Source organism: Citrobacter sp. MGH 55 (assembly GCF_016906145.1).
Lineage (GTDB): Bacteria > Pseudomonadota > Gammaproteobacteria > Enterobacterales > Enterobacteriaceae > Citrobacter_A > Citrobacter_A amalonaticus.
In genome coordinates, this window is record NZ_CP070239.1 from 208,415 (window position 1) to 220,255 (window position 11,841).

Below are 11,841 nucleotides of genomic sequence, written 5' to 3' on the forward strand. Positions count from 1 at the left end.
CAAATATGGCGATGGAAAACTACAATCCGCCGCAGGATCCCTGGCTGGTGATCCTGTATCAGGATGAGCACATTATGGTGGTCAACAAGCCAAGCGGCCTGTTATCCGTGCCCGGTCGTCTTGAGGAGCATAAAGACAGCGTGATGACGCGTATCCAACGCGACTATCCACAGGCTGAATCTGTGCATCGTCTGGATATGGCCACCAGCGGCGTAATTGTAGTGGCCCTCACCAAGGCGGCAGAGCGAGAGCTGAAGCGTCAGTTTCGCGAGCGCGAGCCGAAAAAACAGTATGTGGCGCGGGTATGGGGACATCCTGCGCCCGCAGAGGGACTGGTGGATTTACCGCTCATCTGCGACTGGCCGAATCGTCCGAAACAGAAAGTGTGTTATGAAACCGGCAAAGCAGCGCAGACCGAATATGAAGCGGTGGAGTGTGCGGAAGATAACACCGCGCGAGTAGTGTTGAAGCCCATCACCGGACGTTCACACCAACTGCGCGTACATATGCTGGCGTTAGGCCACCCCATTCTCGGCGACCGTTTTTATGCCCCGCCTGAGGCGCTGGCAATGGCTCCCCGACTGCAACTGCATGCCGAGATGCTGACCATCACCCATCCCGCATACGGCAACAGCATGACGTTTAAAGCGCCAGCGGATTTTTAATCTTATAACGTAGCCCCTTTGAATTACGCTCGCGAATAGACACAAATCATTCGAGATGCATCGAGGCGGCAAGCGAAGAAATCCCCAGGAGCATAGATAACTATGTGACTGGGGTTTCACAGCGCGGCCAACAAAGAGGCAGCTTGAAGGATGCCGTGTATATTTATTTAAAGCCTTTCTGCTCTTTGATCAGCTCGTAAGCCTTCTGAATTTCCTGCGCTTTTTGCTTCGCCATTTCCATCATTTCCGGCGGCAGACCTTTCGCCACCAGCTTATCCGGATGGTGCTCGCTCATCTGCTTACGGTAAGCACGTTTAATGGTAGTCGCATCGTCAGTAGGTTTAACCCCGAGGACGTTGCAGGCGTCCTCCAGCGTCGGGCCGCGTTGCGCCTGCTGCCAGCCACCGCCGCCGGACTGCTGCTGATAACCACCGCCAAACTGGGCTCCCCCTTGCATCATGCGCAGGAACTGATCGAACTGAGTGCGGGAAATACCCAACTCTTCGGCAATCACATACAGCACTTCACGCTCGTTGGGATGCAGTGAACCATCGGCAAACGCCGCCTGAATCTGAATTTCAAGAAACATACGAATAAGATCGAAGCGACCAAAACAGACGCTACGAAACTGGCGCATTTTTTCACGTAACGGGTAATTATCTGATTTTCCGATACGAAACGCATTTTGCGCAGCCGATCGCGATTCACCGTGCAAATTCATCCTGTCCATCAGCACATTGGCGACATGGATATCGGCTTCGGTAACCCGTCCTTTCGATTTGGTTAAGTGCCCCATCACCTCAAAGGTGGTGGCAAAAAAAAGCGCCTGACGCTCACGCTGGTTGGCAAACCACGCCATTTTGCGGCTGCGGGCTTTGTCGAACATGTGGCCAACCAACAGCCCCAGCACCACGCCCCAAAAGCCGCCGCCCATGAGCAGAGCCACGGCCACGCCAATTATTTTTCCCCAGTACTGCATAGACTCCCCAATTTGTCTCACTCTCGGTGAGGCCAGGTCCCACAAAATAAGCGGCTTTTAACGATCTTTCGGCTACGGTCAATTGTGGGACATCGCCTATAATTTGCATTATCATACCTGTCATTCACAGCCGTGACTAACACCACAGACGCTATAGCGGCAGGATTAACACTAGCGCTACGAACATGAGTAAGTTAGGCTGTGGCGGTTTGTCACGCGCGACGCTACTGATGATGGAACAATAAAATACAACGTATGAAAAAACGTATTCCCACCCTCCTGGCCACCATGATTGCCACTGCCCTTTACAGTCAACAGGGTCTGGCAGCCAGTCTCGCCTCACAATGTATGTTAGGCGTGCCAAGCTATGACCGTCCTCTGGTGCAGGGCGAGACAAATGAACTCCCCGTCACGATTAATGCCGATCATGCGAAAGGAAATTATCCTGACGACGCGGTGTTTACCGGCAATGTAGATATCATGCAGGGCAACAGCCGTCTGCAGGCCGACGAGGTGCAGCTTCATCAGAAAGAGGCTCAGGGCCAGCCTGAGCCTGTACGTACCGTCGATGCGCTCGGCAACGTCCATTACGATGACAACCAGGTTATTCTGAAAGGACCGAAGGGCTGGGCGAACCTGAACACCAAAGACACCAACGTCTGGGAAGGCGACTACCAGATGGTGGGCCGTCAGGGCCGCGGTAAAGCGGATCTGATGAAACAGCGCGGCGAAAACCGCTATACCATTCTTGAGAACGGGAGTTTCACCTCCTGTCTGCCAGGTTCTGATACCTGGAGCGTCGTCGGTAGCGAAGTGATCCATGACCGTGAAGAACAGGTCGCGGAAATCTGGAACGCCCGCTTTAAGCTGGGTCCGGTTCCTGTCTTTTACAGTCCGTATTTGCAATTGCCGGTCGGGGATAAACGCCGCTCCGGTTTCCTGATCCCCAACGCCAAGTACACGACAAAGAACTATTTTGAGTTCTATCTGCCGTATTACTGGAACATTGCGCCAAACATGGATGCGACCCTGACGCCGCACTATATGCACCGTCGCGGCGGCGTAATGTGGGAGAACGAATTCCGCTACCTGAGCCAGGCAGGCGCCGGTATTATGGAATTCGACTATCTGAACTCCGATCGCGTCTACGACGATGAGCATCCGAACGATGACAACTCGCGCCGCTGGCTGTTTTACTGGCGACATGCGGGGGTGATGGATCAGGTGTGGCGTTTCAACGTCGACTACACCAAAGTGAGCGACTCCAGCTACTTTAATGATTTCGATAACAAGTACGGTTCGAGTACCGACGGTTACGCGACGCAGAAATTCAGCGTCGGCTATGCGGTGCAGAACTTTGACGCCACTGTCTCAACCAAACAGTTCCAGGTGTTCAGCGATCAGAACACCAGCAGTTATTCCGCTGAACCACAGTTAGACGTCAACTTCTATCAGAACGACCTGGGTCCGTTTGATACCCGTATTTATGGCCAGGCCGTGCATTTTGTGAATACCAAAGACAACATGCCGGAAGCGACGCGCCTGCACCTGGAGCCGACTGTCAGCCTGCCGTTGTCAAACCAGTGGGGCAGCATCAACACCGAAGCGAAACTGCTGGCAACCCATTATCAGCAAACCAATCTGGACTGGTATAACAACCGTAATACCACTCAGTTGGATGATACCGCCAACCGTGTGATGCCGCAGTTCAAAGTCGACGGCAAGATGGTGTTTGAACGGGATATGAACATGCTCGCGCCGGGTTATACCCAGACGCTGGAGCCGCGCGCGCAGTATCTGTACGTGCCGTATCGCGACCAGAGCAACATCTACAACTACGACTCTTCCCTGCTGCAATCTGACTATACCGGCCTGTTCCGTGACCGCAGCTATGGCGGTCTGGACCGCATTGCCTCCGCCAACCAGGTCACGACGGGCGTCACATCTCGCGTATATGATGAGGCAGCAGTTGAACGTTTTAACGTTTCTGTTGGTCAAATCTACTATTTCACGGAGTCTCGCACTGGCGATGACAACATCCAATGGGAGAATGATGACCAGACGGGTTCATTAGTATGGGCGGGTGACACTTACTGGCGTATTTCGGATCGTTGGGGGCTGCGTGGCGGTATTCAGTACGACACCCGTCTGGATAGCGTCGCGACCAGCAGTTCCAGTATCGAATATCGTCGTGATGAAGACCGTCTGGTTCAGTTGAACTACCGTTACGCCAGCCCGGAGTATATTCAGGCGACATTGCCAGCACGATATTCCACGGCAGAGCAGTACAAAAACGGGATTAGCCAGATCGGTACCGTCGCCAGTTGGCCGATTGCCGATCGCTGGTCAATTGTTGGTGCCTACTACTTCGACACCAACGTGAATAAACCCGCCGACCAGATGTTAGGTGTGCAGTACAACTCCTGCTGTTATGCGATCCGCGTCGGTTACGAGCGTAAGCTGAACGGTTGGGATAGCGATAAAGAACACGCGGTGTATGACAACGTGATTGGCTTTAACATTGAACTTCGTGGTCTGAGTTCCAACTATGGTCTCGGCACGAGCGAGATGTTACGTTCCAACATTTTGCCGTATCAAAACTCTTTGTGATCTGATTGATTTACCACGTAATCCGCAGTGCGGTTAATTGAAATGGAAAAAGTATGAAGAACTGGAAAACGCTGCTTCTCGGTATCGCCATGATCGCGAATACCAGTTTCGCTGCCCCGCAGGTAGTCGATAAAGTCGCAGCCGTCGTAAATAACGGTGTGGTACTGGAAAGCGACGTTGATGGCCTGATGCAGTCTGTCAAATTGAACGCTAACCAGGCAGGTCAACAGCTTCCGGACGACGCTACGCTGCGTCATCAGATCCTGGAACGTCTGATCATGGATCAGATTGTCCTGCAGATGGGTCAGAAGATGGGCGTAAAAATCTCTGACGAACAGCTTGATCAGGCGATTGCCAATATCGCTAAACAGAACAACATGACGCTGGACCAGATGCGCAGCCGTCTGGCTTACGATGGTCTGAGCTACTCAACCTACCGTAATCAGATCCGCAAAGAGATGACCATCTCTGAAGTGCGTAACAACGAAGTGCGCCGCCGCGTGACGATCCTGCCGCAGGAAGTGGATGCGCTGGCGCAACAGGTTGGCAATCAAAATGATGCCAGTACGGAGCTGAACCTGAGTCACATCCTGATCCCACTGCCGGAAAACCCAACGTCTGACCAGGTGAACGAAGCAGAATCTCAGGCGCGTTCCATTGTCGATCAAGCCCGTAACGGCAGCGACTTCGGCAAACTGGCGATCACCTACTCTGCTGACCAGCAGGCGCTGAAAGGCGGCCAGATGGGTTGGGGTCGTATTCAGGAACTGCCAGGCATTTTTGCTCAGGCGCTGAGTACCGCGAAGAAAGGCGACATCGTTGGCCCGATTCGTTCCGGTGTCGGCTTCCATATCCTGAAAGTGAATGATATGCGCGGCCAGAGCCAGAGCATCTCCGTGACCGAAGTTCACGCCCGCCATATTCTGTTGAAGCCGTCGCCGATCATGACCGATCAGCAGGCGCGTCTGAAGCTTGAGCAAATCGCCGCTGATATTAAGAGCGGTAAAACCACCTTTGCTGCCGCAGCGAAAGAGTTTTCTCAGGATCCCGGCTCGGCTAACCAGGGCGGCGATCTGGGCTGGGCGGCTGCGGACATTTTCGATCCGGCATTCCGTGATGCGTTAACCCGCATGAACAAAGGCCAGATGAGCGCACCAGTGCACTCCTCTTTCGGTTGGCACCTGATCGAACTGCTGGATACGCGTAACGTCGATAAAACCGACGCCGCGCAGAAAGATCGCGCTTACCGTATGCTGATGAACCGGAAGTTCTCAGAAGAAGCAGCAACCTGGATGCAGGAACAACGCGCCAGCGCTTACGTTAAAATCCTGAGCAATTAATGACGGTTGCTCAACGCGTAGTGATCACTCCCGGCGAACCCGCCGGGATAGGTCCGGATCTCGTCGTTCAACTTGCCCAGCGCGACTGGCCGGTTGAACTGGTGGTCTGTGCCGATGCCACGGTATTGACTGACCGGGCGACAATGCTCGGTCTTCCCCTCACGTTACGCCCTTACTCCCCGCAAAGCCCTGCTAAACCGCAGACAGCCGGCACGCTGACGCTGTTACCGGTCTCGCTTCGTGCGCCCGTCGTTCCAGGGCATTTGGCCGTGAAGAATGGCGAGTATGTGGTACAGACGCTGGCCCGTGCCTGTGACGGTTGTATAGAGGGTGAATTTGCGGCGCTGATTACGGGCCCTGTGCATAAGGGCGTTATCAACGACGCGGGCGTGCCTTTCACCGGTCACACCGAGTTTTTTGAAGAGCGCTCACAGGCGAAAAAAGTGGTGATGATGCTGGCGACGGAGGAGTTACGCGTCGCACTGGCAACGACCCATCTGCCGCTGCGTGATGTCGCCGATGCCATTACGCCGGCGCTCCTGCACGAAGTGATTGGCATTCTGCATCACGATCTGCGCACCAAATTTGGCGTAAACGATCCGCACGTGCTGGTCTGTGGTCTGAATCCACATGCCGGTGAAGGGGGGCATATGGGCAGCGAGGAGATCGACACGATCGTTCCGGTGCTCGATACGCTCCGCGCGCAGGGGATGAAATTGACAGGTCCATTACCCGCCGACACGCTGTTTCAGGCCAAATATCTGCAACATGCTGATGCGGTGCTGGCGATGTACCACGATCAGGGTCTCCCCGTGCTAAAATACCAGGGATTTGGTCGTGGCGTGAATATCACGCTGGGCCTGCCCTTTATTCGTACCTCGGTGGATCACGGCACCGCGCTTGAACTGGCGGGTCGGGGTGAAGCTGATGTCGGCAGTTTTATTACGGCGCTTAATCTCGCCATCAAAATGATTGTTAATACCCAATGAATAATCGAGTCCATCAGGGCCACTTAGCCCGTAAACGCTTCGGGCAAAACTTCCTCAACGATCAGTTTGTGATCGACAGCATTGTCTCCGCCATTAACCCGCAAAAGGGTCAGGCGATGGTCGAAATCGGCCCCGGTCTGGCTGCGTTGACGGAGCCGGTTGGCGAACGTCTGGATGCGCTGACGGTCATTGAACTTGACCGCGATCTGGCCGCGCGTCTGCAAACGCATCCCTTCCTGGGCCCCAAGCTGACTATCTATCAGCAGGACGCCATGACCATGAATTTCGGCGAATTGTCTGAAAAGATGGGTCAACCGCTACGCGTGTTCGGTAACCTGCCTTATAACATCTCTACGCCGCTGATGTTCCACCTGTTTAGCTATACTGATGCCATTGCCGATATGCACTTTATGTTGCAAAAAGAGGTGGTGAATCGTCTGGTTGCAGGACCAAACAGTAAGGCGTATGGTCGCTTAAGCGTCATGGCGCAATATTATTGCAACGTGATCCCGGTGCTTGAAGTGCCGCCGTCCGCCTTCACGCCGCCGCCAAAAGTCGATTCCGCCGTGGTGCGCCTGGTGCCGCACACTACGATGCCCTATCCGGTCAACGATATTCGCCTGTTGAGCCGCATCACCACAGAAGCGTTCAACCAGCGCCGTAAAACGATTCGTAACAGCCTCGGCAATCTGTTCAGCGTTGAGGTCTTGACGGAACTGGGTATTGACCCGGCAATGCGAGCGGAAAATATCTCTGTCGCGCAGTACTGCCAGATGGCGAACTATCTGTCAGAACACGCGCCATCGAAGGAGAGTTAAGCATGATCAATTCGCCCCGAGTGTGTATTCAGGTCCAAAGCGTCTATATTGAAGCGCAATCCTCACCTGAAGATGACCGTTACGTTTTTGCCTACACCGTAACCATCCGCAATCTGGGGCGAGCGCCCGTGCAGTTACTGGGACGCTATTGGTTGATCACCAACGGTCATGGCCGAGAAACTGAAGTCCAGGGAGAAGGTGTGGTTGGCGTTCAGCCGCACATTGAGCCTGGCGAAGAGTACCAGTACACCAGCGGCGCTGTTATCGAAACGCCGCTGGGCACGATGCAGGGTCATTACGAAATGATTGATGAGAACGGCGTCGCCTTTACCATCGATATTCCGGTTTTCCGACTCGCCGTTTCCACTCTCATTCACTAAAACAATAGCTATGGCAACATACCTTATTGGCGACGTTCACGGTTGCTACGACGAACTGATCGCATTGCTACAACAAGTCAATTTTACCCCTGAAAGCGATACCCTGTGGCTGACGGGGGATCTGGTTGCTCGTGGCCCAGGTTCACTGGACGTGCTGCGTTATGTGAAATCACTCAGTGACTGCGTGCGCCTGGTGCTGGGTAATCACGACCTGCATCTGCTGGCGGTCTTCGCCGGTATCAGTCGTAACAAACCGAAAGACCGCCTGAGTCCGCTGCTGGAAGCGCCGGACGCAGACGAACTGCTCAACTGGCTGCGTCGCCAACCGCTGTTGCAGATAGATGAAGAGAAAAAACTGGTGATGGCGCATGCGGGTATCACACCGCAGTGGGATTTGCAGACTGCCAAAGACTGCGCGCGCGATGTTGAAGCGGTGCTGTCGAGTGACTCTTACCCCTTCTTCCTCGACGCCATGTATGGCGACATGCCAAATAACTGGACGCCGGAACTGACCGGACTGGCACGCCTGCGCTTTATCACCAACGCCTTTACCCGGATGCGTTACTGCTTCCCGAACGGGCAACTGGATATGTACAGCAAAGAGTCCCCGGAGGATGCCCCGGCGCCGTTGAAACCGTGGTTTGCCATTCCCGGACCGGTCAGCGAAGCCTACAGCATTGCGTTTGGTCACTGGGCGTCTCTGGAAGGAAAAGGAACGCCGGAGGGAATCTATGCGCTGGATACCGGGTGCTGCTGGGGAGGAAATTTAACCTGCCTGCGCTGGGAAGATAAGCAGTACTTTGTGCAGCCGTCAAACCGGCAGATGGATCTGAATGAAGGCGAAGCTGTTAACGCCTGATCTGTTTGCCTGATGGCGCTACGCTTATCCGGCCTACAAACCATCTCGTAGGCCGGATAAGACGCTAAGCGTCGCCATCCGGCACTCATCGCTTAGCGACGCTCCAGAATTTCGAAGCAATAGCTGTGTGAATTCTGCCCATCAGCGTCGTGAAACTCGCTGAACACCGATTCCCAGTCGTCCGGCTCATAATCCGGGAAATGCGTATCCCCTTCCACTTCCGCATCGATGTGCGTCAGATACAGTTTCTGCGCTTTGGGCAGGAACTGCTCGTACACGCGACCACCGCCAATCACCATAATTTCTGGTGCATCACCACAGGCGGTAATCGCTTCATCAACCGATTTCACCCACTGCACGCGATCGTCAGTACCCGGCTGGCTGCTGATGACGATGTTCTTACGTCCCGGCAACGGTCGGCCGATGGATTCCCAGGTATGGCGTCCCATAACGACAGGTTTATTTAACGTATTACGTTTAAACCAGGCGAGATCCGCAGGCAGATTCCACGGCATGGCGTTTTCCATGCCAATAACGCGATCTACCGCTAACGCAGCAATCAGACTGATCATTGAATATTTCCCGGAGCAAAAAAAATTGTCGCCACTATACGGAAAGAGCAATCTTTCGTCGACTAACGAACAGAAGAAGAGCACGAAAATTTTCCGATCTGCTGGCGAGTCCACGACTTGTCAGTGGACTCCCGGCATTACAGTAGTTCAAAAACAATTGGTTAACAGTAAAGTTTGCAGTACATCACATTTTTGACTTAGGTTGACGGTTTAACTTCTGGCTCATCGGCAACGTCTCCCGTGTGTTTGCCTTCCTCAGTCCCCTGCCAGCCATGACGCTGAATCAACGACAGATGTTCGCGATCCTCGGTGATGATTTCGCTCAGCATCGCGCTGGTCCGTTTATAGACTGCCGCACGGGAGGTGGCATCATCTTCACCTTTCGCCATCTCTTCTACCATTTGCGTATTAAAGCGACGGAACAGGTCCGCACGTTCACGCGCTTCATAGCGGCCAAGCCCAAGACTTTCCAGCGCCAGACGCCCGGTTTTAAGCGCGCCTTCAAACGTTTCACGTTCCGGTTGCTCCACGCCCGCCTGGCGCAAACGAATGTAATGATCGACATCGCGTGCCCGGGCTATAATTTGCAGGTTCGGGAAGTGGTCTTTTACCATCTCCGTCAGCTCCAGGTTGGTTTGCGGATCGTCAATGGCATTGATCAGCACTTCCGCTTTCGCCGCCCCGGCGGACTCCAGCAGATCCATCCGCGTCGCATCACCGTAGAACACCTTCATGCCAAATTTACGCAGCGTCTCGATGTGGTCCGGATCGTGATCGAGAACGACCATCTTCACACCGCTGGAGAGCAGTAAACGACCGGTGATCTGCCCGAAGCGGCCAAATCCGGCAATAATCACCCGCGGCTGTTCTTCATCAATTTCATCGGCTTCCCGCTCTTCACCGGAAGCGGATTTCTCCATTCGCGTAAGGATGACCAGGAAAATCGGCGTCGCGGCCATCGACAGTGCCACCGCCAGCGTTAGCGCCTTCGCCCATTGTGGATCGAGCACGTTCGCCATCTGCGCCGCGCCAAAGACCACAAACGCGAACTCACTGCCCTGTCCGAGCAGTACCGCAAACCAGCGGCGCTGCTTGTTCGGCACCTGTAAAGGACGGGCAATCAGCCACAGCATCCCGGTTTTAATCACCAGGAAACCGACCAGCAGAATGATGATACGGAGCGGATTATCGATAAACGTCCCGAAGTCGATAGACATGCCGACACCGATGAAAAACAGCCCCAGCAGCAGCCCCTTAAACGGCTCGATGTCGCTTTCCAGCGCGTGGCGATACTCAGAGCTTGCCAGCAATACGCCAGCCAGGAACGCCCCCATCGCCATCGACAGCCCAACTTCTTCAAGCAACAGCCCGAAGCCAAAGACCAGAAACAGCGCCACGGCGCTGAAGACTTCGCGCAGGCCAGAACGCGCAACGAAACGCAGCGCCGGGCGGGTCACATAGCGCCCCAGCAGTACCACCAGGACTAACGCACCAGCCACTTTCAGTGCCGACAGCGCGAATGCGCCAAGCGTGGTTGACGCCCCGCTGGTCGCCAGTAGCGGAATCATTGCCACCAGCGGAATCGCCGCGATGTCCTGGAACAGCAGCACAGCAAAGGCGCTGCGTCCCATCTGCGAAACGGTCAGGTTGCGCTCATTCATCGCCTGCATAGCTATCGCCGTGGAGGAGAGCGCCAGCGTCATACCAATCAGTTCCGCCACCTGCCAGCGCAGACCGAGGAACATACAAAACAGACCAATCAGGCCGCCGCAGACCACCATCTGTAGCGCGCCGCCGCCAAACACTGAAGCGCGCAGTTTCCATAGCCGCTGGGGATCAAGCTCCAGGCCAATGACAAACAGCATCAGCACCACGCCGATTTCAGCAAAGTGCAGAATAGATTCGGCATCGGTCACCAGACGTAACCCCCAGGGGCCGATGATGCACCCCGCAATGAGATAACCCAGCACCGAGCCTAAGCCCAACCGGACGGCAATCGGCACGATCAGCGCCGCCGACCCAAGATAAATCAGCGCCTGTATGAGCGTATGGCTATCCATTGTGCGCCTCCTGCCATTCCATCAGTCGTTGCTTGTAATGACGCGCCTGCGCCTGCAGCGTTTCGTCGTCGCAAATAAACGTACAGTGCATTGCAAACGGCGCAAGCCAATTGAGCCCGCAGTAGATGGCTGTCGCCTGGAGCGGCTGTGAGAGTACGTCAAACCCCGGATGCGAGCCGATATCGAAGTGATTATCGCCGCCGCCAGTAGTCACCGCCCACATGACTTGCTTACCGCGCAGCGCGGTCCCGCCGTGACCATAGGCCCAGCCGTGGGAAAGCACTTTATCCATCCACAGTTTGAGTAGGGGGGGAACGCTGTACCATTGCATGGGATGCTGCCAGACGATCAGGTCAGCGCGAGAAAGCGCCTCTTGTTCCGCAGCGATATCGATATTGAAATCAGGGTAGAGTTCATAGAGAGAACGAACTTCGACGCCTTCCAGCGTCCTTGCCTGCTCAAGCATCCGTTTATTCGCATGCGAATGCTGCGGATAAGGATGCGCATAAATGATGAGAATCATGATTAGCCTGTTATTTTACCACTCTGTTTTATAAGAGAGTGTAGTT

At 54.6% G+C, this 11,841-nt stretch carries 11 protein-coding genes; 7 read left to right on the plus strand and 4 right to left on the minus strand.

From position 1 onward, the window contains the following. Positions 1 to 5 precede the first annotated feature (5 nt). Entirely contained in the window at positions 6 to 665 is a 660-nt protein-coding gene (gene rluA / locus JTI98_RS00860; protein ID WP_216081817.1) for a bifunctional tRNA pseudouridine(32) synthase/23S rRNA pseudouridine(746) synthase RluA, read from the plus strand. 163 nt (positions 666 to 828) lie between these two features. Here the strand turns inward: rluA and djlA are convergent, their stop codons facing one another. Beyond that, positions 829 to 1,644: a co-chaperone DjlA gene (djlA, locus tag JTI98_RS00865; RefSeq protein ID WP_042997965.1), complete on the minus strand. Its 816-nt coding sequence runs from the start codon at positions 1,642 to 1,644 to the stop codon at positions 829 to 831. Between the two features lie 255 nt (positions 1,645 to 1,899). Here djlA and lptD point away from each other — a divergent pair, with 255 nt between their 5' ends. Genes lptD through apaH form a run of 6 tightly spaced genes read left to right on the plus strand, consistent with a single transcriptional unit; the run spans position 1,900 to position 8,640 of the window. After that, positions 1,900 to 4,254, plus strand: coding sequence for an LPS assembly protein LptD (gene lptD / locus JTI98_RS00870; protein WP_044255544.1), 2,355 nt, complete (start codon positions 1,900 to 1,902; stop codon positions 4,252 to 4,254). A 53-nt stretch (positions 4,255 to 4,307) separates the two neighbouring features. Continuing rightward, a complete protein-coding gene (gene surA / locus JTI98_RS00875) occupies positions 4,308 to 5,594 on the plus strand; it encodes a peptidylprolyl isomerase SurA (protein ID WP_042997967.1) in 1,287 nt (428 codons plus the stop codon). Beyond that, positions 5,594 to 6,583: a 4-hydroxythreonine-4-phosphate dehydrogenase PdxA gene (gene pdxA / locus JTI98_RS00880; protein ID WP_216081818.1), complete on the plus strand. Its 990-nt coding sequence runs from the start codon at positions 5,594 to 5,596 to the stop codon at positions 6,581 to 6,583. Before surA ends, pdxA begins: the two co-directional genes overlap by 1 nt. Beyond that, entirely contained in the window at positions 6,580 to 7,401 is an 822-nt protein-coding gene (rsmA, locus tag JTI98_RS00885) for a 16S rRNA (adenine(1518)-N(6)/adenine(1519)-N(6))-dimethyltransferase RsmA (protein ID WP_042997969.1), read from the plus strand. The genes pdxA and rsmA overlap by 4 nt, the downstream gene beginning before the upstream one ends. A gap of 2 nt (positions 7,402 to 7,403) precedes the next feature. Next, positions 7,404 to 7,781, plus strand: coding sequence for a Co2+/Mg2+ efflux protein ApaG (gene apaG, locus JTI98_RS00890; RefSeq protein WP_042997970.1), 378 nt, complete (start codon positions 7,404 to 7,406; stop codon positions 7,779 to 7,781). Positions 7,782 to 7,791: 10 nt separating this feature from the next. Further along, positions 7,792 to 8,640 carry a bis(5'-nucleosyl)-tetraphosphatase (symmetrical) ApaH gene (gene apaH, locus JTI98_RS00895; protein WP_216081819.1) on the plus strand — a complete coding sequence of 283 codons (849 nt, stop codon included), beginning with the start codon at positions 7,792 to 7,794 and terminating at the stop codon, positions 8,638 to 8,640. Positions 8,641 to 8,732: 92 nt separating this feature from the next. Here apaH and folA read toward each other — a convergent pair whose 3' ends face one another. The 3 genes from folA to kefF form a co-directional block, all read right to left on the minus strand. Continuing rightward, the gene (folA, locus tag JTI98_RS00900) at positions 8,733 to 9,212 is read right to left on the minus strand and encodes a type 3 dihydrofolate reductase (protein WP_042997972.1); all 480 of its coding nucleotides are present in this window, start codon (positions 9,210 to 9,212) and stop codon (positions 8,733 to 8,735) included. 197 nt (positions 9,213 to 9,409) lie between these two features. Beyond that, positions 9,410 to 11,272 carry a glutathione-regulated potassium-efflux system protein KefC gene (gene kefC, locus JTI98_RS00905; protein WP_046401622.1) on the minus strand — a complete coding sequence of 621 codons (1,863 nt, stop codon included), beginning with the start codon at positions 11,270 to 11,272 and terminating at the stop codon, positions 9,410 to 9,412. Then, on the minus strand, positions 11,265 to 11,795 hold the full coding sequence (gene kefF, locus JTI98_RS00910) for a glutathione-regulated potassium-efflux system oxidoreductase KefF (RefSeq protein ID WP_044328294.1): 531 nt from the start codon (positions 11,793 to 11,795) through the stop codon (positions 11,265 to 11,267). Before kefF ends, kefC begins: the two co-directional genes overlap by 8 nt. Between the last annotated feature and the right edge of the window lie 46 nt (positions 11,796 to 11,841).